General features: G+C 73.5%; 21 protein-coding genes. 12 read left to right on the top strand and 9 right to left on the bottom strand.

The window, feature by feature from the left end; all coding sequences use genetic code 11:
* Positions 1–93: 93 nt before the first annotated feature.
* Positions 94–1,305: a putative manganese transporter gene (locus AC07FJ_RS16755; protein ID WP_479049609.1), complete on the top strand. Its 1,212-nt coding sequence runs from the start codon at positions 94–96 to the stop codon at positions 1,303–1,305.
* 121 nt (positions 1,306–1,426) lie between these two features.
* Here AC07FJ_RS16755 and AC07FJ_RS16760 read toward each other — a convergent pair whose 3' ends face one another.
* The 3 genes from AC07FJ_RS16760 to AC07FJ_RS16770 all read right to left on the bottom strand — a co-directional run bounded on the left by AC07FJ_RS16760 (position 1,427) and on the right by AC07FJ_RS16770 (position 4,083).
* Complete coding sequence (locus AC07FJ_RS16760) at positions 1,427–1,738, bottom strand: putative quinol monooxygenase (RefSeq protein WP_479049610.1); 312 nt, start codon at positions 1,736–1,738, stop codon at positions 1,427–1,429.
* A 67-nt stretch (positions 1,739–1,805) separates the two neighbouring features.
* Positions 1,806–2,849 carry an aldo/keto reductase gene (locus AC07FJ_RS16765; protein WP_479049612.1) on the bottom strand — a complete coding sequence of 348 codons (1,044 nt, stop codon included), beginning with the start codon at positions 2,847–2,849 and terminating at the stop codon, positions 1,806–1,808.
* 52 nt (positions 2,850–2,901) lie between these two features.
* Positions 2,902–4,083, bottom strand: coding sequence for an NAD(P)-dependent malic enzyme (locus tag AC07FJ_RS16770; protein WP_479049613.1), 1,182 nt, complete (start codon positions 4,081–4,083; stop codon positions 2,902–2,904).
* Positions 4,084–4,227: 144 nt separating this feature from the next.
* Here AC07FJ_RS16770 and AC07FJ_RS16775 point away from each other — a divergent pair, with 144 nt between their 5' ends.
* Positions 4,228–4,689 (top strand): MarR family winged helix-turn-helix transcriptional regulator, encoded by a 462-nt coding sequence (locus tag AC07FJ_RS16775; protein WP_361417499.1) that lies wholly within the window; start codon positions 4,228–4,230, stop codon positions 4,687–4,689.
* An 11-nt stretch (positions 4,690–4,700) separates the two neighbouring features.
* Here the strand turns inward: AC07FJ_RS16775 and AC07FJ_RS16780 are convergent, their stop codons facing one another.
* From AC07FJ_RS16780 to AC07FJ_RS16805, 6 genes are all read right to left on the bottom strand, one after another.
* Positions 4,701–5,546: an MDR/zinc-dependent alcohol dehydrogenase-like family protein gene (locus AC07FJ_RS16780; protein WP_479049615.1), complete on the bottom strand. Its 846-nt coding sequence runs from the start codon at positions 5,544–5,546 to the stop codon at positions 4,701–4,703.
* Between the two features lie 47 nt (positions 5,547–5,593).
* Entirely contained in the window at positions 5,594–6,841 is a 1,248-nt protein-coding gene (locus tag AC07FJ_RS16785) for a phenylacetate--CoA ligase family protein (protein ID WP_479049617.1), read from the bottom strand.
* A gap of 155 nt (positions 6,842–6,996) precedes the next feature.
* Positions 6,997–7,626, bottom strand: coding sequence for a DinB family protein (locus AC07FJ_RS16790; protein WP_361417508.1), 630 nt, complete (start codon positions 7,624–7,626; stop codon positions 6,997–6,999).
* A gap of 94 nt (positions 7,627–7,720) precedes the next feature.
* Positions 7,721–9,043 carry an MFS transporter gene (locus AC07FJ_RS16795; protein WP_479049619.1) on the bottom strand — a complete coding sequence of 441 codons (1,323 nt, stop codon included), beginning with the start codon at positions 9,041–9,043 and terminating at the stop codon, positions 7,721–7,723.
* Between the two features lie 40 nt (positions 9,044–9,083).
* A complete protein-coding gene (locus tag AC07FJ_RS16800) occupies positions 9,084–10,529 on the bottom strand; it encodes an MFS transporter (RefSeq protein WP_479049621.1) in 1,446 nt (481 codons plus the stop codon).
* A complete protein-coding gene (locus AC07FJ_RS16805) occupies positions 10,522–11,064 on the bottom strand; it encodes a DUF3291 domain-containing protein (RefSeq protein ID WP_479049623.1) in 543 nt (180 codons plus the stop codon). Before AC07FJ_RS16805 ends, AC07FJ_RS16800 begins: the two co-directional genes overlap by 8 nt.
* A 181-nt stretch (positions 11,065–11,245) precedes the next feature.
* On the opposite strand from AC07FJ_RS16805, the gene AC07FJ_RS16810 reads away from it, so the two are divergent.
* From AC07FJ_RS16810 to AC07FJ_RS16855, 10 genes are read left to right on the top strand one after another with little or no spacing between them, the layout of a single operon-like run.
* Positions 11,246–12,586 (top strand): ATP-grasp domain-containing protein, encoded by a 1,341-nt coding sequence (locus AC07FJ_RS16810; RefSeq protein ID WP_479049624.1) that lies wholly within the window; start codon positions 11,246–11,248, stop codon positions 12,584–12,586.
* Positions 12,583–13,860, top strand: a complete 1,278-nt coding sequence (locus tag AC07FJ_RS16815) for an ATP-grasp domain-containing protein (protein ID WP_479049626.1) — start codon at positions 12,583–12,585, stop codon at positions 13,858–13,860. Before AC07FJ_RS16810 ends, AC07FJ_RS16815 begins: the two co-directional genes overlap by 4 nt.
* Positions 13,861–13,883: 23 nt before the next feature.
* Positions 13,884–15,440 carry an ABC transporter substrate-binding protein gene (locus tag AC07FJ_RS16820; RefSeq protein WP_479049627.1) on the top strand — a complete coding sequence of 519 codons (1,557 nt, stop codon included), beginning with the start codon at positions 13,884–13,886 and terminating at the stop codon, positions 15,438–15,440.
* The gene (locus tag AC07FJ_RS16825; protein ID WP_479049628.1) at positions 15,437–16,813 is read left to right on the top strand and encodes a lysine N(6)-hydroxylase/L-ornithine N(5)-oxygenase family protein; all 1,377 of its coding nucleotides are present in this window, start codon (positions 15,437–15,439) and stop codon (positions 16,811–16,813) included. Before AC07FJ_RS16820 ends, AC07FJ_RS16825 begins: the two co-directional genes overlap by 4 nt.
* A gap of 20 nt (positions 16,814–16,833) precedes the next feature.
* Entirely contained in the window at positions 16,834–18,258 is a 1,425-nt protein-coding gene (locus AC07FJ_RS16830) for a diaminobutyrate--2-oxoglutarate transaminase family protein (protein ID WP_479049629.1), read from the top strand.
* Entirely contained in the window at positions 18,255–19,571 is a 1,317-nt protein-coding gene (locus AC07FJ_RS16835; RefSeq protein ID WP_479049631.1) for a SidA/IucD/PvdA family monooxygenase, read from the top strand. Before AC07FJ_RS16830 ends, AC07FJ_RS16835 begins: the two co-directional genes overlap by 4 nt.
* A 14-nt stretch (positions 19,572–19,585) precedes the next feature.
* On the top strand, positions 19,586–20,011 hold the full coding sequence (locus AC07FJ_RS16840; RefSeq protein ID WP_468293875.1) for a cupin domain-containing protein: 426 nt from the start codon (positions 19,586–19,588) through the stop codon (positions 20,009–20,011).
* A complete protein-coding gene (locus tag AC07FJ_RS16845; protein ID WP_361417540.1) occupies positions 20,008–21,216 on the top strand; it encodes an NAD(P)/FAD-dependent oxidoreductase in 1,209 nt (402 codons plus the stop codon). Before AC07FJ_RS16840 ends, AC07FJ_RS16845 begins: the two co-directional genes overlap by 4 nt.
* Positions 21,203–21,823 (top strand): serine O-acetyltransferase EpsC, encoded by a 621-nt coding sequence (gene epsC / locus AC07FJ_RS16850; protein WP_361417543.1) that lies wholly within the window; start codon positions 21,203–21,205, stop codon positions 21,821–21,823. Before AC07FJ_RS16845 ends, epsC begins: the two co-directional genes overlap by 14 nt.
* The gene (locus AC07FJ_RS16855) at positions 21,820–23,460 is read left to right on the top strand and encodes a methionine--tRNA ligase (protein WP_479049634.1); all 1,641 of its coding nucleotides are present in this window, start codon (positions 21,820–21,822) and stop codon (positions 23,458–23,460) included. Before epsC ends, AC07FJ_RS16855 begins: the two co-directional genes overlap by 4 nt.
* Positions 23,461–23,509 lie beyond the last annotated feature (49 nt).

Below are 23,509 nucleotides of genomic sequence, written 5' to 3' on the forward strand. Positions count from 1 at the left end.
GATCGTATAGTTCTGGTGCTGCCGCGCCACCGGACGCCCCGCGACGTACCCGCGCGCCGCACTCCCCGTACGGCCTCTCCAAGGAGCACAGACGTGATCGAGACCCTGGTCCGCCCGCTGGCGGACGGCTTCATGCAGGTGGGTGTGTTCGTGGCCCTCCTGGTGGGAGCCTTCGCCTGGTTGCGCTGGCGGTACGGTGACCGCCTGCTCGCCCTGCTGGAGCGGCGGCGCGGCTTCGGGCCCGTGGTGGGCGCCCTCCTCGGGGTCTCGCCCGGCTGCGCGGGCGCGCTGCTGCTGACCCCGCTCTACACCCGGGGCGCCATCTCGTTCGGCACGGTGGTCGCCGGTGTGGCCGCCACGATGGGCGACTCCTCCTGGGTGATCTTCGCGGCGCAGCCGCTGATGGCGCTCAAGGTGCACGCGCTGCTCTTCGCCACGGGCGTGGTCACCGGTTACGCCGTGGACGCGCTGCGCCTGACCCCGGAGCGCCTCTCCTCCCGGGGCGCGGGCGACCACGCGCCCGCCGAAGTACGGGAGTTGGTCCTGGTGGGCGGCGGCGCACGGCGGACGGTCGGCGCGCAGGCGTCCGCGGGCGGGTCGCTCAAGGGCGGCGCCGGCGCGTGGACGCCCGGCGGTGTCCCCGGTGCCGCGCCGGGTGCCACGTCGGGTGCCGTGGCCGGTGGCGCGGCTCCGGCGGCCACCGCCGCGGGTGCCTTGAGGCTCGCCCTGTGGGTCGTCGCCGGGCTCTCCGCGCTCGTCGCCGTCCCCGTGGCGTTCCAGCTGGTCGACGCGGCGACGCTGACCCGGATCGCCGGGGGCTGGGACCCGTACCTCGTCCTCGGCGCCCTCGGCACCGTGCTGTGCGCCATGGTCCTGGTCGCGCACCGCGGCACGGCCCAGCACGACGACGGCATCTCGCCGCAGCGCCCCTCGATCGCGCTCGCCGCGGGCGCCCGCGAACTGGCCTTGATCGTGGTGTGGGTCTCGGTCATCTACCTGGCCTGGACCCTGGTGGAGACGCTCACCGGGTTCGACGGGAGCCAACTGCCGCTGCACGGCTGGCTCGGCGTCGTGGTCGGGGCGTGCATCGGGCTGATACCGGGCTGCGCGGTGCAGATCGCGTTCACCACGCTCTACCTCGCCGGCGGGGTTCCGCTGCCCACTCTGGTGGCCAACGCCGTCAGCCAGGACGGTGACGCCCTGCTGCCCCTGATCGCCCGGGACGCCCGCGCGGCGTTCCTGACGACGGTCCTGACGACGGTCCCCGCCCTGGCGGTGGGCGCCGTGCTGCTGCTGGCGTCCTGAGCCGCGGCCCCGCGGGGGAGCGGTACGAGGGGGCGGTCCCGGTACGGATACCGGGACCGCCCCCTCGCGTCGTACGCCCCCGCCCCGTACGGACTCGCGTCGTACGGGGCGGGGTGCGCCATCAGGCCGCCGCAACGGCGTGGTCGTCGACCCGTGTGCCGCGGATGAGCCACGCCGGGCCCTCCGCGAACTCCTCGATCACCGCGAAGAAGCGGGCGAAGTGCTCGCCGGCGCAGTGCTCGTCGAACGCGGCCTCGTCCTCGTACGCCTCGTTGAGGTAGAAGCGGTTGGGGTCCTCCGCGTCGGTGATCAGCTCGAACCGCCGGGTGCCCGGCTCGTCGGCGAGGGAGTCGCGGCCGTCCGCGAGGGCGGCGGCGATGAACTCCGCGCGCCGCTCGGCCGGTACGTCGAAGGCGACGGCGATGTGGTACATGACGGCTCCTCAGGTACGTGGCAGGTCAGGTGCGTTGGGGGCAAGGGGGAAGCGGGGGGCGCGCGGGTCAGGGCCGGACGGGACCGGACCCGGCCCCCGTCGCCTCGATGGCCGCCGCGATCTCGGCGAGGTCGGCGTCCGTCAGCTCCAGGGAGGCCGCGGCGATCCAGCCGCCGACCTGCTGCGGCGTGCGGGCGCCGACGATGGCGCCGCTGACACCCGGCCACGCCAGTACCCAGGCGACGGCGACCGCGCCCGTGCTCACCCCGTGCCGTTCGGCCACGGGCCGCAGGGCGTCGGCCAGGCGCAGGTTCGCCGACAGGCCCGTCGTGAAGTCGGGGTGGCCCGAGCGCCAGTCGTCGGCCGGCAGGGCCGTCGCGCGCTCGGCCGAGAAGGCGCCGCTGAGCAGGCCCGACTGCATCGGCGAGTAGGCGATCACACCGGTGCCGTGCGCGGCGGCCCAGGCGATCTCCTCGGCGGCCGAGCGGTTGATCGCGGAGAACGGCGGCTGGATCACGTCGACGTGCGCGATGCGCTCGGCGGCTTCGAGCTGTGCGACGGAGTGGTTGGACAGGCCGATCGCCCGTACCTTCCCCTCGGCCTTGAGGTCGGCCATCACCTGCCAGTACTCCTCGAGCGGTGTGGCGTTGGGGGAGACCTCCCCCTCGGGCCCGCCGTACTCGAGCGACTCGCCGGTGTCCGGCCAGTGCACCTGGTAGAGGCCGATCTGCTCGACGTTCAGCCTGCGCAGCGAGTCCTCCACCTCCCGGCGCACGCTTGCGGGCTTCATGATCCGGTGCGGGGGCGCGGCCGGGTTCGACGCGTCCCATACCAGGCCGCACTTGGTGAAGACGTGGGGGCGCGCGTGCGGCGGCAGGGAGGCGAGTGCCTTCCCGATGATCTCCTCGGAGTGGCCCAGTCCGTAGACGGCGGCCGTGTCGATCCAGTTGATGCCGCTGTCGACGGCGTGGTGGATGGCGGCGATCGACGCGATGTCGTCCTGTGCGCCCCAGCCGTAGCGCCATCCGTCGCCGCCGATGGCCCAGGCGCCGAAGCCCGTGCGCGAGATGTCGATGCCGGTGGAGCCCAGGGGCTGGGCGGGCAGCCTCATAGCGTGGGATGTCCCTTTCGTTGTGAGTGGTGTGGTCGGGGATCGATGCGGGTCAGAGCCGCGCCACACCGTCCCGGCGCGCCTGCTCGGCGACGGCCGCGGCGACGGCGGGGGCGACCCGGGGGTCGAAGGGGCTCGGCACGATGTGGTCGGCGCTCAGCTCGTCGTCGCCGACGACGGCGGCGATGGCCTCGGCCGCGGCCAGCTTCATGCCTTCGGTGACGGCGGTCGAGCGGACGTCGAAGGCGCCGCGGAAGATGCCGGGGAACGCCAGCACGTTGTTGATCTGGTTGGGGAAGTCGCTGCGGCCCGTGGCGACCACCCGGGCGTGGCGGGCGGCGGCGTCCGGCGCGATCTCGGGGGTGGGGTTGGAGAGGGCGAAGACGATGGAGTCGGGGGCCATCGCGGCGATGGCGTCCTCGCTCACGGTGGCGCCGGACAGGCCGATGAAGACGTCGGCGCCCTTGAGCGCCTGCTCGACCGAGCCGGCGTAACCGGCCTTGTTGCCGTCCCGGGCCAGGCGGGCCTTGACGGGGTTGAGGTCCTCGCGTCCGGTGTGCAGCATCCCCTTGCTGTCGGCCGCGGCGAGGTCGCCGATGCCCGCCTCCAGCAGGATCCGGCTCACGGCGATGCCGGAGGCGCCGGCGCCCGCGACCACGGCGCGCAGGTCGGACAGCGAGCGGCCGGTGAGCCGGGCGGCGTTGCGCAGCGCGGCGAGGACGACGACGGCGGTGCCGTGCTGGTCGTCGTGGAAGACGGGGATGTCGAGGGCCTCCCGGAGCCGGTCCTCGATCTCGAAGCAGCGGGGCGCGCTGATGTCCTCCAGGTTGATGCCGCCGAAGGAGGGCGCGAGCCGTACGACGGTCTCGACCAGGTCGTCGACGTCGGTGGTGGCCAGGCAGATCGGTACGGCGTCGACGTCCGCGAACTCCTTGAAGAGCAGGGCCTTGCCCTCCATCACCGGCATGGCCGCGGCCGGGCCGATGTCGCCGAGACCGAGGACGGCGGTGCCGTCGGAGACCACGGCGACCGTGCGCGCGGCCCAGGTGTAGTCGGCGGCCAGGTCGGGGTCCTCCGCGATCGCCGTGCACACCCGGGCGACGCCGGGGGTGTACGCGAGGGAGAGCTGCTCCGCGTCGGTCACCTCGACGGTGGAGCGGACGGCCAGCTTGCCGCCGCGATGGAGGGCGAAGGCGGGGTCGCGGTCGAGCACGGACGGTGGCGTGGTGGGCATGGGGGCTCCTCGGTTCACGGGCCGGCGGCGTAGCCGGCCCTTCACCCCCAGTATTAGTAAGATGTCTTATGGATGCAAGATGACTTACTGCTCAGTGGGTAAGAGGGCCTAGGGAAGTAAGACGTCTACAGGTAATCTCAGCCCATGGACCCGTCGAAGCATGAGCGCCTGGGGCAGCACATCAAGCGAGTGGAGCAGGAACTGACCTCCGCCAAACACGCGGTGCTGCGCCCCTTCAAGATCAACGTCCCGCAGTACAGCGTGCTCTACGCGCTGCTCCAGGAGCCCGGTCTGTCCGGCTCGGTGCTCGCCCGCCGCTGCATGGTCACACCGCAGACCATGTCCTCCGTGCTCTCCACGCTGGAGGGGCGCGGCCTGGTCGAGCGGAAGCCGCACCCGATCCACAGCCACATCCTGGAGGCCCGGCTCACCCGTACCGGCCGCTCCCTCCTCCAGCGCGCGGACGCGGCGGTGGAGGAGGTGGAGCGGGCGCTCACGGACCACTTCGAGCCGGACGAGGCCGAACGCTTCCTGGAGCAGCTGTCCCGCTGCTCCAAGGCCCTGGCCACCCTCCCGGGCGCGCCGGCCAAGCCGTCGTCCTCCTGACCCGCGGCGGCTCAGGCCGCGGGTGTCGCCTCCGCCATCGCCTTCACCCTCACCGGGGCGGGCCCGAAGGACAGCTCGCCCGTCGTCAGCAGGTCGAGCAGCTGGGCCAGCTCCCGGTCGCCGGGGGTGGCGGTGCGGAGGACGAAGTGCCGCAGGCCCGCCTGCTCCGGGCCGCCGAAGAACCGGAAGAAGCCGATGTCGGCGCCGTTCGCGGCGAAGCTCTCGTAGAGGAAGACCACACCGCCCCCCGCCACCAGGCCCTGTTCCACGGCCGTCACGTCACCGGAGACGGCTTCGTACACCACGTCGAAGACGCCCTGCGCGTCGGCGGCGTCGGTCACGACCCGCGCGGCGCCGAGCGAGGCGACCGGCCCCGCCGTGGCGGGGTCCTGCACGACCGCCGTCACCTCGGCCCGCACGGCCGCCGCCAGCTCGACGAGCAGGCGCCCGATGCCGTGCTCGGCGCCGGTGACCAGGACCCGCCGGCCCGCCAGCGGACCGGCACCGCGCACCAGGCGCAGGGCCGTCAGCACCGCGACCCGCAGCGCCGCCGCCTGCTCGAAGCTCACGTGATCGGGCAGCACGACCGCGTACTCGGTGGCGAGCGCCATGCACGGGGCCCACTCGGCGCCGGTGGCCAGGCCGACCACCCGGTCGCCGGGCTTGGGGCCGAAGCCCTCCGGAGCCGCCCGCAGCACGACGCCCGCGACGTCCCAGCCCGGCATCCAGCCCTCGGGCAGCGGCTCCGCCCTGATCACCTCGTCGTGCTCGGGGGCGACCGCCCGCACGGCGACGAGGATCTCGTCATCGGCCTGCGCGAGGGGCGACTGCTGCGTACGCGTGCTGTGTTCGGACATGCTTGGTTCCTTTCGTAGGGCTGCCAGGCGGCGTGGTGTGTGGTGGGTCAGAACGTCTCGTGGACGAGGGCGGACCCGGCGGAAGCGCCGGTGGACTCGTCGGCGGTGACGACCTCGAACGCGTCCGGGTGCTCCAGCACGCAGCCCGACATGACGAGGTGGTTCTCCAGCACCTGGTAGCGGATCCAGTCGAGGGTGTAGGAGTCGTCCGGTACGCCCGGCGCCAGCCGCACCCGCAGCTGCGCCCGCTCCTCGTGCCCCGCCCGGTCGACGGCGACGTGCGCCGCCACCACGTCCCCCGTGCCGAGGGCGAGTTCGACCAGCTCCTGGGCCGACACGGTGCGGCCGTGGAGCCGGAAGAAGGGCGACGAGGGGTCGAACAGGCGCACCGCCGGGCCGGGCCGGCCGCAGACGCAGCGCGCGTACTCGCCCCGGTCGCCGGTGTCGTACCGGATGAGCGGCGGTTTCCGGCCCGGGTCGAACGTCGTCACCAGGACCCGGCCGTCCGCGACCTCCACGTGCTGGTGGTCCAGCGGATGGTAGACGTCGGCCAGGCAGAGCGGCCCCCGCTGCCCGATCGGCCCGGTGGCCGGAGAGCCGTACAGCCGCCAGACCTCGGTGTAGGGGAAGCAGTCGGCGACGGCCCGGTCCGGCGTCCGGTCGAGCCCCGCGCCGCCGAGCAGCAGCGTCCGCAGCCAGGGCAGCGGGCGCCCGGCGACCGCGTCCCCGAGCAGCCGGCACACCGATTCCGCGGGCGCGGCGATGGCGGTGACGCCGAGCCGGGCGAAGAGGTCGGGCCAGTCGTCGTGCTTCCCGCTCGGCAGGCGGCCGAACGGCAGGGCGGTGGCGCCCGACTCGGTGGTGAACCGGTGGAAGAACTGGTGGTCGGGGCGCATCCGTTCCAGCGGGTGCAGATTGGCCACCACGTCCGCGGGGCCGACCGGGCTCCAGCCGCGCCGCACCTGTGCGACGTACAGGTCCTCCGGGAGCAGGCTCAGCCCCGGGGAGCCCAGGGAGCCCCCGACGGCCCAGAGCGACGACGCCTCGCCCCAGGTGCGGCCGAGCTTGTTCAGGGCGATGACCTCCTCGACCGCCCGCGACAGCTCCTCCCGCCGCAGCACCGGCAGTGCGTCGAGCGCCGGCTCCGCCCCCGGTTCGTCCAGGAAGGACCGGTACTTGACGGCCAGTGAGGGAATCCGCGAGGCCTCCCGCAGCAGCTCCCCCACCCCGTGCGCCGTCGGGGCCCCGCTCCGGGACTCGTCGGCGAGAGGCTGCCACCGTGTGCGCGCAACCATGGATCCCCCGTCTCTCGCGTGTCGGTTCCTCGACAGGAAAGCATTCCTTCGGGAAGGTATCAAGTATTATCGGGAAGCCCGATGACGAGGCCTCCCCGCGGCCGGCGCGGTGGGGCGCCGGACACGGGGAGGCGGGTGCGGTGAGGGGCGTGGGGCTACGCCAGGCCGAGGGAGAGGTAGGTGGCGTCCAGCTCCGCCACGTCCAGGCCGGCCGCGCGGCGGACCATGCGGATCGCCCGGTAGATCTGGTTGATGTGCGCGATGTCGTGGCCGACGACCTTGCGGATCATGACCTCCATCGTCTCGCCGCCCTGCTCGCCGTGGCGGCCGGTGCGCTGCCAGGCCTCCGGCGGGAGGGCCCCCAGCAGGGCGACGTTGGAGGCGCGCAGCCCGGTCCACGCGTCGAGCATCTGACGGAACGGAAGGCGCGGCAGCGGCGCCCAGAGCTGCTCGTCGTACCCGGGGTAGACGGGGTTGTCCTCGGTGGCCACCAGCCGCCAGCGGAAGCCGTAGACGATGTCCACGTCGAAGAGGTGGCCGACGGTGAAGGCGGCGGGCCACTCGCCGGGCTCCGGGGCCGTCTCGGCGAGCTCGGTGGGCAGGTCCGCGAAGAGCTGCCGGGCCCAGACGGGCGTCTTGGCGAGGACCTCGAACGGGTCGCGTTCACCGGCGACTTCGAGGAGCGCGGTGACGTACGCCGCGGGGTCCTCGGTGGCCGACGGGATGTCGATCCGGTGGACGTCCGCGTCGCCGAGGACGCTGTCGAGTGTGGTGGTCGTGCTCATGTGCTGGCATACCTTTCGGTGGTGGGGGAGCGCCTGCCGCGTCGGGGCGGTGGTGGCTCGGGTGCGGAGGATGCGGCGGCCGGTGGTCCGGCGGCTACGCGGGGCCCGTGGGCGCGGTGGCGGGCTCCACGGGGACGGTGGTCGGGGCGGCGGCAGCGGGCCGGGCCTGTGCGGGCTCGGTCGCGGCGGGCGCGGGCCGAGCGGGTGCGGAATCGGCCGGGGCGGGCGCGGGGGTGCGGGGCTTCGCTCCCAGGACCAGCAGCGCGCCCAGTACGGCGACGGCCGCGCAGACCACCCAGTGGAGCGGGGCCGAGATCCCGTAGAGCAGACCGCCGACCGCCGGGCCGAGCGCGCCGCCCAGGGTGTGCGCGAGACCCTCCGCGCCCTGGTAGCGGCCGCGCAGGTGGGCGGGGGAGAACTCGGCGGGGTAGGCGTTGGCGATCGGCGTGTAGACGGTCTCCGCGACCGTCCACACCACCACCGTCAGGGCCAGCAGCCACACCGCGTCCACCGCACCGGTGAGACCCATGCCGACGCCGAGCAGCAGCAGCCCCGCCGCGATCACCCGGCGCGGGGTGCGGTGCTCGGTGTGCTTGGTGAGCGGGAGCTCGATCACCACGCAGAGCAGCGCGTTGAGGCCCAGCAGCAGACCGTAGACGCTGTTGTCGAAGCCCGCGTCCCGCACGTGGAGCGGCAGGGTCGCGGTGGACTGCCCGTAGACGAAGGTCGCGGCGACCATCGAGCCGAGGAAGAGCAGGTACGGCCGGTCGGAGAAGACCTCGCGGTACCCGCCCTTGCGGGACGGGGCCGCCGCCCCGGGGACCGGGGCCGGCGCCGGACGGCCGCCCGGGAGGGTGAGCAGCGCCAGCACGCCGAAGGCGAAGGAGAACAGGGCGTCGCCGATGAAGACGTACGTGTACGAGTGGCCGCTGAGCAGACCGCCGACGAGCGGGCCGATCGCCATGCCCACGTTGATGGCGAGGCGCAGCACGGCGAACGCCATGACGCGTTGCGCCTCCGGCACCACGTCCACCAGCAGCGCGCCGGCCGCCGGCCGGTACAACTGGGCGAAGACGCCGACCAGCGTCACCAGCAGGGTGGTCGACAGCAGGCCGTCCGTCAGCGGGACGGCGACCGTCGCGGCGCTGCTGCCGAACATCGACACGGCGATGGTGGTCCGCCGGCCGAACCGGTCGGCGACCGTGCCACCGACGGCGTTTCCGATGAACGCGCCGACCCCCACCAGGCCGAGGGCGGCACCGGCCTGGAACGCGGAGAAACCGCGCGAGACGAGGAAGAGCACGAGGAAGACGTTGAGGAAGTTCCCGAACTTGATCAGGAACATGCCCGAGAAGATGACCCAGGCGCTCCGGGGAAGTTCCCGCAGCCGTCTGTGCAGCGGGGCGGAATCCGCCATGACTGTTGCTCCTTGGAGAAAGGGGTGAGGGGTACGGCCGTCAGCGGGCCCCCGCGGGCTCCGCCCGGTGGGCGGTGTCCGCGTCGGCGGGGGCGTCGGCCTCGGAGGCGGCGGCGGTACCGGTACCGCCGCCGGGACCGGACGAGCCGGCATCGGGGCCGGAGGGGTCGGTATCGGTCGCGTCGGCTTCGCCGGTCTGCGCCGCCTCGGGGACCCGGCCGGCCAGCACCAGGACGCAGGCCGCCGCGGCGAGGCCGGCGCAGCCCAGCGCCACCACCGAGTAGTCGTGCGTCGCGTCGGCCATGACCGCGCCGACCTCGCTGGTCAGCGCCGTGCCCAGGGCGTGCACCGTCCACACCAGGCCCATGCCGAAGCCCCGCACCTCCACGGGCAGGACGCGGGCGGCCCACATGGTGGTGGCGATGACGGTCGCCAGGTAGCTCACGCCGAAGACCACGCCGAAGGCGATGACGACCGCACCGGTGGGGTTCAGCGCCACCAGCACCATCGCCACGCAGCGCACCGCGTACGCGCTGAGCAGGACGCCCTTGATCCAGCCCCGGTCGCACAGCCAGCCGGCCAGCAGGCCGCCCGCGATCTCGAAGACGCCGAGCAGCGCCACGGCCGTGGAGCTGACCGTGTGTCCGAGGCCGTGGTCGTGCATGAGCGGCATGAAGTGCACGTCGATGAAGGCCATCGTGGCCCCGCAGGCGAACAGCGCCAGCGAGAGGCGCCGCATGTCCGGGTTCCCGGCCGTCAGCCGCAGCCGCTCGCCGAACGACAGCCGCCGGAGCGCCCGCGGTCCGGGATCGGACGAGGCGGTGTCCTCCGCCTCCGGCCGCGCGGCGACCCGGTTCGACCCCCGGGCCACCAGCATGGCCAGCGGGGCCAGGACGCACAGGAAGACCAGGCCCACCACGAGCAGCACGTCCTGCCACGACGACCACGTGCCCAGCCAGGACCAGAGCGGCACCAGCACCACGAAGCCGACCGCCGCGCCGTTGGTGAGCAGCGCGTACATCAGGCCCTTGCGGCCGTCCCGGAACAGCTCGTCCACCAGGACGCCCAGCGGTACGTACGACAGCATGGTCGAGGCCAGCGCGGCGATGAGCGCGTACACCGCGACGAACAGCCACAGTTCGCCGGCGAGCGCGCAGCCGATCAGCGCCACGCCCGACAGCGCGGTGCCCAGTGCGAGCGTGGCCGCGCCGCCCAGCCGGTCCGCCAGGGCGCCGACGAGCGGGGACGCCACGGCGACGGTGACGGCGAAGAGCGTGGTGGCCCAGGCGAGCGCGCCCCGGGAGCCGCCGAAGGTGTCGGCCATGGGCACGAAGTACACCTGGACGGTGTTCTTCAGCGCCGATCCGGCCAGGGTCAGCAGGAAGGCGGCCGCGCTGAGGACGATCAGCAGCACCTTGGCGTTCGGCGAGGGGCCGTGGGCGGCGCCGGCGGTCGTGGCGGCGGGGCGGGACGCGGGTCTAGGCATGGGAGGCCTCGGAGGGGGAGAGGGGGTTGCCGTCGGGGTCGAAGGGGTGCTTGAAGTCGAAGGCGTGCGCGGTGGGCCCGAACTCGTTGAGGATCTCGAGGCGCAGGCAGGCCTCGCGCCAGGTCGGGACCACGTCGTCCGCGACCCACCAGGCCGCGTAGAGCCGGTGGGGGAGGGAGACGAACCAGCGCCGCCGGTCGCGCAGCGCCTGCCGGTGGATGCCGCTGTAGGCGTAGGCCCGTACCGATGACAGGTCGGTCCACAGCGAGAGGGTGGAGGCCCGGGTGTCGGTGTCGTCGTCCCTGCCGCCGGTGTAGAAGGAGGGGGCCTCGAATTTCCCCCAGGCACCGTAATCGCGGCCGAAGTTCGTCCACTTGGTGTCCGCCGAATCGACGGCCTCGGCCCGGCCGATGAATCCCGGGCTGCTTTCCGAGGCGCCGAAGGCCAGCGGTTCCAGCTCGTTGAAATCGGTGTTGGAAAGGTGCGGGTAGGGCTGTTTGAGCACCGCGAAGGTGGTGAAGGCGATCCGAGGCATGGCGCCGAGCATGGGGGCGCGTCCGGTGCGGCGCAATGGCGGTGCGGATGCACGGTTGTGCCTGGCACGAACGTGCCGGAACCGGGCCCGCCGGTGACCTCGGCGGTATTTCGTGCCGGGGCATTCTTGTGCCACCGGAAACGTATTCCGGGGCCCCATTCGATGTCGCAGAGTCATATCCATGACCGCTCACCTGACCGACAAAACGCTTCTCGTCGTCGGCGGCCGCATACAGACGCTGCGCAAAGCCGCGGCGCTCGGAATCCGGTTCGTACTGATCCAGCACCCGGACCAGTTCGTGCCGGAGGCCGCCCGGCTCGCCGCGGCCGTGATCATCGCCGACTACACCGACTGGAACACCACCCGCCCGCTCGTCGAGGCGGCCCACCAGGCGTACGGGTTCACCCGCGTCGTGTCCATCACGGAGCCGGGTCTCGTGCCGGCCGCCCGCATCAGCGACCACCTGGGGCTCGGCGGAACCACCGAGCACACCGCCGAACTCCTCCGCGACAAGCACGCGATGCGCCGCCACCTCGGCGCGCACCCCGACCCGCTGGTGCGGGAGCTGTCGGTGGCCGCCGCCGAGGTCGCCGACGCCGACGACCTGGTCGCCTTCGGGGCGGCGCACGGCTACCCGTTCGTGCTCAAGCCCGTGGACGCCACCGCCAGCCTCGGCGTCGTACGGATCGACGGGCCCGAGCAGGCCGCGGCCGCGTGGGCCGAGGTGGAGGCGCTGCGCGCCCGCACCGACCTCCAGTGGGGGTCGTTCTTCACGATCGGGCGGTTCATCGCCGAGCAGTACATCTCCGGTCCGGAGTACAGCGTCGAGACGTTCTCCTTCGCGGGGCGGCACATCGTGCTCGCGGTGACGGAGAAGCTCACCGGCGGTGACGGCCCGGACGCCGGCCCGGACGCCGGCCCGGACCGCGCACCGGGCGCGGGCGAGGGCTTCATCGAGCTCGGGCACGCGCTGCCGGCCCGGCTCGCACCGGCCGACGAGCGGCGCGTGGAGGAGAGCGTGAGCCGCTTCCTCGACGCGGTCGGCCTGACCGACGGCGCCGCCCACACCGAGCTGCGCCTGACCCCGACGGGGCCCCAGATCATCGAGGGCCACAACCGGATGGGAGGCGACCGGATCTTCGACCTGCTGGACGCCGCGTACGGCATCGACGTCGAAGAGTGGATCGTGGCCTGGCAGTTCAAGCTGATCCCGGCGCTGACCGAGCGGCCCGTCCCCCGCCGCTCGGCCGCCACCCGCTTCCTGTCCGCCCGCCCCGGCACGGTCGTGGAGATCCAGGGCGCCGAGGAGGCCAGGGCCCTCGACAGCGTCCTGGACGTGGAGACCACGGTCGCGCCCGGCGACACCGTGGGCGAGCTGCGCGGCAACTGGGACCGCGTCGGCCAGGTGCTGGCCACCGGTGCCGACACCGCCGCCGCCGTCGCCACCGCGGAGCGGCTCACCGAGAAGGTCACCGTCGTCACCCGCGCCCCCGGGCGGCGGCAGGAGGAGGAAGCGGCATGAAGATCCTGCTGATCATGCGGAACACGTACGCGTGGCACCGCGAGCACATCGAGACGCTGGAGCGCATGGGCCTGGAGATCCACCTGGCCACCCAGGTCGCCCGGGCCGAGGAGGACGGCCGGTTCGCCTCCGTGGTCCGTCTGCCGGAGGACCTGGACACGACCGGACTGGCCGAGTTCTGCGCGGACGCCGCGCGCCGGCTGGGCATCGCCACCGCGATCACCTTCTACGACTCCGACATCGTGGTTACCTCGCTCGCCAACCGGCTCCTCGGGCACGCCTGGCCGCGCCCCGAGGCCGACGAGATCTCGCGCGACAAGCGGCTCCAGCGGGAGTTCCTGGAGGAGCACGGCCTGCCCGGGCCGCGCGCGGTCGCCGTTACCGGCGTCGAGGAGGGGCTCGCCGCCGCCGAGGGGTTCCGCTACCCGTTCATCGTCAAGCCCAGCGCGCTGGCGGCCAGCATGGGCGTCACGCTCGTCCACGACCGCGACGCGCTGCGCGCGGCGCTGGAGGACGTGGCCCGGCTGGTGGAGGAGTGGGGCGGCTACTTCCCCAGCGACGGCCCGGACATCGCGCTCCTCGAGGAGTTCCTGCCGGGCAAGGAGGTCACCCTCGACGGCGTGGTCCTCTCCGGCCGGTTCCACCTGGTCGGCGTCACCAACAAGATGCAGATGCCCGGCCCGTACTTCGAGGAGGACTTCTACACGCTGCCCTTCCGCACCCCGGAGGAGGAGCCGGAGCTCGTCGCGGTCGCCGAGGGCATCGTCGCCGCGCTCGGCGTCGAGCACTGCCTGTTCAACGCCGAGTTCCGGCAGGACGACCAGGGCCGCTACCGGGTGGTCGAGTTCGCCACCCGGATGAGCGGCGGGCAGAACTACCGCAACCTGCGCGAGGTCCACGGCATCGACGCGGTCCGGCTGTACGCCAAGGCCGTGCTCGCCGGCGACGACACGGCCGCCCGGGCCGCGGTCCTCGACGGCGAGGTCCGGCGCGCGGCCGCGCCCCGCGCCGCCACCTGCATCAAGTTCGCGTACCGGACCGGGAGGCTGGTGCGCAACAACCCGGGGGACGCCTTCCACTCGCCGTACTTCCGCTCGTACATCCCCGCCTCCCGCCCCGGCGACCGGCTGCGGCGCGCACCGGAGGGCTGGTACGAGATCGCCGGCTCGCTGGCGGTCGCCGCGCCGTACCGGGAGCCGGCCGACATCGACCGGGTGGAGCGGATCGCCGCCGAACTCGACGAACGCCTCGACGTCGTCGTCGTACCCGCCTGAGAGCCGAAGCGAGAACGATCACTGTGCACACCGACGACCCCGTGTTCCGCATGGGCATCACCGAACCGACCGCGATCGACCCCTACAAGGCCCAGGAGGGCGAAGGCATCCTCGTCTGCAAGGCCCTGTTCACCGGCCTGCTGGCGCTGGACGACGACGGCGCGCTCGTCCCCGCCACCGCCACCCGCTGGTGGACCGACGACGCCGCGCTCACCTGGACCTTCACGCTGCGCACCGACACCGTCTTCAGCGACGGCGAGCCGGTCACCGCGCACAGCTTCGTCCGGGGCTGGGCGCGTGCGCTGGACCCGGAGGCCAACACCGAGACCGCCTACCACCTGGCGGGCGTGCGGTCCTTCACCGCGGTCGACGACGCCACGCTCGTCGTGGAACTGTCCGAGCCGGACGTCCAGTTCGACCTGAAGACCCTCCAGCCGATCTTCAGCCCGGTCCCCTCCTGCGCGGGCCCGGCCCTGAACCCCGCGTACAACGACCTGCCGATCGGCAACGGGCCGTTCGTGATGGACGGTCCGTGGCGGCACGGCGAGTCCATCCGGCTGCGCCGTAACGAGCGCTGGTCCGGCCCCGCACCCGAGGTGCGCGAGGTCCACATCGACATCCTCGACCCGGTCACTGCGCTGGACGACGAGTACGAGCGGTTCCTGGCCGGCACGTACGACTACGCCCGCGTCCCGCCGTCCCGCACGGCCGAGGCGGCGCGACTGGACGGGTTCCTGGAGAGGGACGGCGCCGGGCTGTTCTACCTGATCCCCTTCTGCCACCAGGCGCCGATGGACTCGGTGGACGCCCGCCGCGCCGTCTCCGCCGCCATCGACCGGCATGCCCTGATCGACACGTACTTCCACGGCCGGCGCACCGCCGCCCACTCCCTGCTGTCGCCCTGGTTCGGGACGGCGCACACCCCGCGCGGGGAGTGGGAGGAGGACTGGACCGCGTACGCGCCGGGACGGGCCAGGGCCGCCGCCCTGCGGGCCGGCCTGCCGCCCGGCACCCGCGTCGACCTCGCCTACAACACCGGGGCGGGCCACGACGACTGGGTGCACGCCCTGGCCCGCGGGCTGGAGGACGTCCTCGGCTGGCACGTCGACCTGCTGCGCACCGACGGGCGCGGCCTGGTCGACCACCGCACCTCGATCGCCGCGGCCGGCCTGTGCCGGGCCGGCTGGGCCTGCGACTACCCCACGCCCGACAACATGCTCTTCCCGCTGCTGCACTCGTCCTGCACGGCGCCCGACGAGCGGGGCACGGCCCACGGCGACAACGAGGGCCGTTACGACAACCCGGAGTTCGACGCCCTCGTCGCCCGGGCCCGCGCCTCCACCGACCCGGCCGAGCGCGCGGACGCCTGGCGGCGCGCCGACCGCGCCGCCATGGCCGACCTCGCCCTGATCCCCCTCTGGTACCGCACCGACCAGCGGGTGTACGCCGCCGACCGGATCAGCGGCCTGCGCATCGACTTCGACGGCAACCCGACCCTGACCACGGTGACCGCCACCACCACCGCCACCACCGCCACGACGACCACCGCCCCCGCGATCGCAAGGAGCACCGCACGATGAGCGAGACCACCACGCCCGGCACGCCCGACGTCCACGACATCCTCGGCATCGGCTTCGGACCTGCCAACCTCGCCCTCGCCATCGCCCTGGAGGAACGCGACTCGCCGCTCACCGCCAGATTCCTGGAGGCCCGGCCCAGCCCCGAGTGGCAGCCCGGCATGCTGCTCGACGGCTCCGACATCCAGAACCACCCCAGCCGCGACCTGGTGACCCTGCGCAACCCGCGCAGCCGCTACAGCTTCCTCAACTACCTGCACGAGCAGGGCCGGCTGCTGCGCCACCTCAACCTCCCCTCGGAGTTCCCGCTGCGCAAGGAGTACGCCGGCTACATCCGCTGGGCGGCCGGCTTCTTCTCGCACCTGGTGGACTGCGACCAGCGGGCCGACCGCGTCCGGATCACCGAGGTGGCGGGCGAGTCGCTGTACGAGGTGACCACCGTGTCCGGCCGCCGCTACCTGGGCCGCACGCTCGTGATGGGCCCCGGCCGCACCCCGTACGTCCCCGCCCCGTACGACACCGCGCGCAGCCGGCGCGTCTTCCACCTCACCCAGTACCTGCCGCGCCTCGCCGAGCTGACCGGCGGCACCGGCGAGGGGCGCGAGCCGGAGTCGGTGGCCGTCATCGGCGGCAGCCAGAGCGCCGTCGAGCTCGCCCTCGACCTCAGCCGCCGCTTCCCGCGCACCCGCGTGACCACCTACACCCGCTCCCACTCGCTGCGGCTGAAGGACACCAGCCCCTTCAGCGAGGAGGGGTACTTCCCCGAGTTCACCGACTACTACTTCCGTGCCTCCCGCGAGGGCAAGCGCGCCCTCGACGCCTACATGCACCCCACCAACTACTCGTCGGCGGACGGCGACGTGCTGCGCGAGCTCTACCTGACCATGTACGAGCAGGAACTCGACGGCGACCAGCGGGTGTTCGTCCGCGGCAACCACGAGGCCGTACGGGTCGCCGAGACCGGCGACGGCCGGATCGCGCTGGACTTCCTGGAGCGCCACACCGGGGAGACGATCACCGACACCGTGGACTTCGCCGTCCTCGCCACGGGCTTCCGCAACATGGGCCCGGGCCCGGACGAGGAGCTGTGCCCGCCGCTGATGGCGTCGCTCGCCGACCGGTTCGCCACCGAGCCGGACGGCCGCCTGGAGGTCGACGCCGACTACGCGCTGCGGCCGGTCGCCGACGGCATTCCGCCGCTGTTCCTGAACGGCCTGTGCGAGTCCAGCCACGGCATCGGCGACGCGGGGTCCTTCAGCCTGCTGTCGCTGCGCGCCGCGACCCTGGCCGACGCGCTGGCCGGCCGCCTGGCGTCCGCCCCCGGCCGTACCGCCCCCACCCGTACCGACCGCGCCGCCGCCCTCGCCGCCGCCTGACACGAGAGGTCCCCACCACCATGACCGCCCCCACCGTCGGCCACGCGTCCCCCGCGGAGGCCGCGGCACCCCGCTACGCCGGGCCGCGCGTGACCGGCGCCCTGCCGGGCCCGCGCAGCGCCGAGCTCCTCGCCCGCCAGGAGCGGCGCGAGTCCAACTCGCGCTCGTACCCCCGCAAGCTCCCCCTCGCCATCCGCCGCGCCCGGGGCAGTTACGTCGAGGACCTCGACGGCAACGTCTTCCTCGACTTCCTCAGCGGCGCGGGGGTGCTCTCCCTCGGCCACAACCACCCCGAGCCGCTCGCCGCCGCCCACCGGCAGCTCGACGAGTTCGTCCACGGCCTGGACTTCCCCACGCCCGTCAAGGACGAGTTCACCGAGCTGACCATCGGGATGCTGCCGGAGCCGATGCGGGAGCGCACCCGCATCCACTTCTGCGGCCCGACCGGCGCCAACGCCGTCGACGCGGCGCTCAAGCTGTGCAAGACCGCCACGGGCCGCGAGGAGGTCATCACCTTCCAGGGCGGCTTCCACGGCGCGACGCTGGCCGCGATGAGCGTCACCGGCCTGGTCGAGCAGAAGGAACCGGTACGCGGCCGGATGCCGGGCGTGCACTTCTTCCCGTACTCGAACTGCCACAACTGCCCCCTCGGCCTCAAGCGGGACAGCTGCGAGGTCAACTGCGCCGCCTTCCTGGAGCGCGCCCTCACCGACGTCAACGGCGGCATCACCCTGCCGGCGGCCGTGCTGATGGAGCTGGTCCAGGGCGAGGGCGGGGTGATCCCCGCCGAGGTGGAGTTCGTGCAGCGCGTCCGCGAGGTCACCCGCGAGCTGGGCATCCCGCTGATCGTCGACGAGGTGCAGAGCGGCTGCGGCCGCACCGGCACCTGGTTCGCCTTCGAGCAGTACGGCATCGAGCCGGACGTGGTGTGCGTGTCCAAGGCGCTCAGCGGCATGGGCCTGCCGGCCGCCGTGATCCTCTACGACGAGAAGCTCGACACCTGGAAACCGGGCGCCCACACCGGCACCTTCCGCGGCAACCAGCCGGCCTTCGCCGCCGGCGTCGCCACCCTCAAGGTCGTCCGGCGCGACCGGGTCCTGGAGAACGTCCGCGCCCGGGCCGACCAGCTGATGGTGCACCTCCAGGGCCTGCGCGCGCTCAGCCCGTACGTCGCCGACGTGCGCGGCCTGGGCCTGATGGCCGGCGTCGAGCTGGCCGACCCGGTCACCGGGCTGCCCGCCACCGCGCTCGCCAAGCGCGTCCAGTGGGAGGCCGTCAGCCGCGGCCTGATCCTGGAGCTGGGCGGCCGGGACGACTGCGTGGTGCGCATGCTGCCGCCGCTGAACTGCACCGCCGAGGAGATAGACACCGCCGGGCTGATCCTGCGGGAGGCCCTGTCCGCGGCGCTGGAGCCGCTGGAGCCGATCACGGGGAGCGCCCGATGACGTACACCGACGCACGGGTCCACGACCTGGTGGTGGCGGGCTTCGGCCCCTCCGGCATCGCGCTCGCCGCGGCCGTCGAGGACCACGACGACGCCACCGGGTCCGGGCCGCTGGCCGCCCGCTACCTGGAGAAGGCCGCCGACTCGGCCTGGCAGCCCAACCTGGTCCTGCCCGGGACCGACATCCAGCACCACTTCCTGCGCGACTTCGCCACCCCGCGCGACCCGCGCAGCCGCTTCACCTTCCCCAACTACCTGCAGCAGAGCGGGCGCTTCTACCCGTTCACGCTGATGGGCGGGTACGTCAGCCGGCTGGAATGGTCGGACTACGTGCAGTGGGCGGCCGGGCAGGTGCGCGGCCCCGTCGACTACCACCGCGAGGTCCTCGCCGTCGAACCCGTCACCGACGCCGACGGCCGGGTGCGCACCGCCCGGGTCGTCGCCCGCGACACCCGCGACGGCGCCACCCACACCTTCCACACCCGCAACGTCGCCCTGGCCACCGGCCACGAGGCGTACGTCCCCGACACCTTCCGCCCGCACCTGGGCGAGCGGGTGTTCCACGCGAGCCGCCTGCTGCCGAGCCTCGCCGCGCTGGGCGAGAAGCCCCTGCGCAGCGTCGCGGTGATCGGTGCCGGGCAGACCGCGGGCGAGATCGTCCTGCACCTGGCGGCCGCCGACCCCGGCACCCGCATCCACTCGGTGGTCCGGCACGCCGGCTTCCGGATGTACGAGCTGGGCCACTTCTCCAACGAGGTCTACTTCCCCGCCGAGACCGACTACTTCTACGGCCTCGAGGACGAGCAGCGCGCACGCGCCCTGGACCAGGCCCGCGCCACCAACTACGCGGCCGTGGACCCCGATGTGTCCACCGCGCTCTACCAGGCGGTGTACGAGGACCGGCTCAGCGGCCGCGACCGCCTCCGCATGCACCGGCGCACCGAGGTCACCGCCGTCGAGCGGACCGACGACGGCGCGGTGCGGCTGCGCACCGAGGAGGTCTTCACCGGCGAGCGCGGTCTGATCGAGGCCGACGCGGTGGTGCTGTGCACCGGTTACCGGGAGCCCGCCTTCCCGCGCCAGCTCACCGCCTTCTCCCCGTACCTGCGGCTGGACGCCGCCGGACGCCCGGAGGTGACCCGCGCCTACCGCGCCGAGACCACCGAGGAGTGCGAGGTCGGCATCTACCTCGACGGCCTCACCGAGTGGCGGCACGGCATCGGAAGCGCCACCTCCTTCAGCCAGATGGCCGCCAAGGCCGACACCATCCACCGCGACCTGCGCAGCCGGCTCCGCGCGCCGGTCGCCGCCTGATTGGACACCCGCACATGCACGTCTTCACCACCGGCGACGACGACATGGTCTTCGAGGAGGCCTACAACGTCAGCGGCCGGCGCATCTTCCCCTGGCCCGAGGCCGTCGAGACGCCGGGCTGGGGCGGCGCCTGGGTCGACGTGGCGCCCGGCGCCACCTCCACCCCGCACCACCACGACGAGAACGAGATGTTCTTCATCGTCGAGGGCAGCGGCGTCATGCGCATCGGCGACGAGACGCGCCGCGTGCGCGCCGGCGAGACGGTCTTCATCACGCCGTTCCAGGACCACGACCTGACCAACGACGGCGACACGCGGCTGCGGTTCGTCACCATCTGGTGGGGCGGCGCCGAGGCCATAGCCCGTGAACGCGCCAAGTGGGCCGCCCGGTTCGGCATCGACGACGCCTCCCCGATCGCCGGCGAGGCGGTGTGGGGATGAGTCCCATCGTGCACGCCCACGCCGACGCCGTCATCGTCGGCGGCGGGGTGATCGGGGCGGCCATCGCCCACCAGCTCGCCCTCGCGGGGATCGGCCGGATCGTGCTGTGCGACCAGGGCCGGGTCAACGCCCAGGGCGCCACCTCGCGCTCCGGCGGCCTGCTGCGGCTGCACCACACCGCCGCCTGCGACACCCGGCTCGCCGCCCGCAGCCTGCCCGTCTTCGAGCAGTGGTCGGACGCCATCGGCGGCGACTGCGGATACCGCCGCACCGGCTTCGTCATGATCGTCGGCGAGGACCACGCCGACGACCTGCGCCAGAACGCCGCCGTCGCCACCGAGGCGGCCGGCTACCGGCGCGTCGAGGTCATCGGCCGGTCCGAGCTCAAGGAGCTCTACCCCGGGCTGCGCACCGAAGGCGTGGCGCTCGCCGCGTACGAGCCGGAGGGCGGCTACGCCGACCCCATGGCCGCCTCCGCGTCGCTGCTGACGGCCGCGTACCGGCTCGGCGTCTCGCCCTCGGAGGGCATCCGGGCCGTGAAGGTCCTGGAGCACGCGGGCACCGTCACCGGCGTGCTGACCTCCATCGGCCGGATCGACGCGCCGCTCGTCGTGCTGGCCGGCGGGGCCTGGGGCTCGGCGCCCGCCGAGTACCTCGGCATCCACATCCCGGTCACCGCCCGCCGCATCGGCCTTGCGCAGGCCGAACTGCCGGGCGCCGGGCGGCGCGGCTCCGGTGCCTCCGTGCCGACCTGCATCGACGACACCACCGGCAGCTACTTCCGGCCCGACGGCCTCGACCGCTTCTACTTCGGCGTGCCGAGCAAGCCCGACACCGTGCTGGGCCGGGACGTCGAGCCGCTCACCTCCGCCGAGCTGGAGCAGGCCATCGACGCCATCGCCGACCGCGTCCCCGCCGCCGCCACCGCGCCGCTCGCCGGCACCCGCTCCGGCCTCGACGGCTACACGCCCGACAAGCGGCCGGTGGTCGGCGCGGCCGGACCCGACGGCCTCTACCTGGCGCTCGGCTTCAGCGGCGGCGGCTTCAAGCTGGCGCCGGCCGTCGCCGAACTCGCCGCCAAGGAGATCGTGGAGGGCGGCGCCGTACCTGGCAAGGCCGTCCAGGAGCTCCTGGAGCCGTACCGGCCGCAGCGTTTCCTCGCCGGCCACCCGATCCGCCCGGAGGCCCCCTATGACCACATGTAGACGGACCACCTTCAGGCACGTCCGGTCGGTGCTGCGGGAGGACGTCGAGACCGTCCTCGCCAAGGACCCGGCCGCGACCTCCCGCGCCGAAGTGCTGCTCTACCCGCACATCCACGCCCTGTGGACGTACCGGGTCGCGCACCGGCTGTGGCGGCGCGGCCACCGGGTCACCGCCCGCGCCCTGTCGCTGCTGGCCCGCGCGGTCTCCGGGATCGAGATCCACCCGGGCGCGCGCATCGGCCGCCGGTTCTTCGTCGACCACGGCACGGCCGTCGTCATCGGCGAGACGGTCGTCATCGGCGACGACGTGATGCTGTACCACCAGGTCACGCTGGGCTCGGTGGGCTGGTGGAAGGACCTGCGCCGGCCCGCCGGCGCCCGCCGCCACCCCGTCATCGGCGACCGGGTGGTCATCGGCACCGGGGCCAGCGTCCTCGGCCCGGTCACCGTGGGCGAGGACTCCCGCATCGGCGCGCACTCGGTCGTCCTGGACGACCTGCCGCCGCGCACCCGGGTCGTCGCCGCCACCTCCGACGCCCTGCCCCCGCTCGACACCGCTCCTCTCGTCCTCCCCGAGGGCCTCTCCGAAGGAACCCCCACCTCATGACCTCGTACGTCGTCACCAGCGCGCCGCCGAACCCCAACGGCGACCTCCACCTCGGTCACCTCTCGGGCCCGTTCCTCGGCGCCGACGTCCTCACCCGCCACCTGCGCCGCCGCGGCCACGACGTGCAGTACGTCGGCTACTCCGACGAGCACTCCTGCTACGTCCCGCGCCGGGCCGCCGAGATCGGCTCCACCGCCCACCGCACCGCCCGCATGTTCGGGGACCGCATGGAGGAGACCCTCTCGCTGGGCGCCATGCACCACGACTGGTTCACCCGCCCGCTCACCGACGAGGCGCACACCCTGTTCGTGCAGCGGTTCTTCCTGGAGCTGTGGGAGGCGGGCGCCCTGGAGGTCCAGGAGCTGCCGGTCTTCCACTGCGCCCCCTGCGACCGCTACCTGTACGAGGCCGAGGTGCGCGGCGCCTGCCAGTTCTGCGCCGAGCCCTCCGACGGCGTCTACTGCGAGGCGTGCGGCCTGCCGCAGGACCCCGCCGGGCTCGCCGACCCCCGGTGCACCGCCTGCTGGACCACGCCGGGCACGCGCACCATGCGCCGCATCGTCTTCCCGCTGGAGCAGTACCGCGAGCGGCTGCAGGAGTACTACGACGACGCCCAGTCCCGCGCCGAGTGGCGGCCCCGGCTGCGCGCGTACCTGGAGGGCCTGTTCTCGCGCGAGCTGCCCGACACCGCGATCAGCCGTGAGGCGTCGTACGGCATCCCGGTCCCGCTCCCGGGCTGGGAGGGCCACATCCTCGACACCTGGTTCAGCGGCATCTGGGGGTACGTGGCGGCCACCGCCCGGCTCGGCGAGGCCGACGGCGACGAGGGCGCGTGGCAGCGGCGGTGGACCGACCCGGAGACCCGGATCGTGAACTTCATCGGCTTCGACTGCTCGTTCTCGCACGCCGTGCTCTGGCCCGCGCTGCTGATGGCCCAGGGTGAACTGACCCTGCCCGCCCAGGTGGTGATCAACGAGTTCTACCGCCTGGAGGGGGAGAAGTTCTCCACCAGCCGGGGCCACGCGATCTGGGGCGGCGAGTTCCTGCGCCGGGTCAACGCGGACGCGCTGCGTTTCCACCTCTGCCTGACCGGACCGGAGCGGGAGCAGAACAACTTCTCCATGAAGGAGTTCACCGACACGGTCAGCACGGTGCTGGCGGGCGGCCTCGAGGCGTGGACCGACACCGTGCTGGACCTGCTCGCCAAGGACTTCGACTCGGCCGTCCCCACGGCCGCCCCCGAAGGTCCTCTCGCCGCCGAACGGGCCGCGCTGCCGGGCCTCGTGGACGACGCGCTCGCCGCCGAGACCTTCTCGCCGCAGCGCGCGGCCGCCGTGATCGCCGCGGTGGTGGACCGGGCCGTCGCGGACCTCCAGGAGCTGGCGCTGCTGGGCGCCGCCGGACCGCGCGAGCGGTACGCGGGACGGCTCGCCGCCTCGGTGGAGCTGCTCGCCGCCGTCGCGGTGGCGGCCGCGCCGCTGATGCCGGGCTGGTCGGCGTTCCTCGCGGCGCAGCTGGGCGTGGCGGTGGACGCCGGGACGCGGATGCCCGAGTGGTCCGCGCTGGACGGCGCCCTGGTGCCTGCCGGCACCGTGCTGCCGTCCGATGTGCCGCTGTACTTCCACGAGTTGTCGTGACGCAGGGCCATCCGGTGGCAGGTCCCGCGTCCGGCGGTGCTGCGTCTGC

The sequence above is a fragment of the Streptomyces sp. NPDC045998 genome (assembly GCF_056430285.1).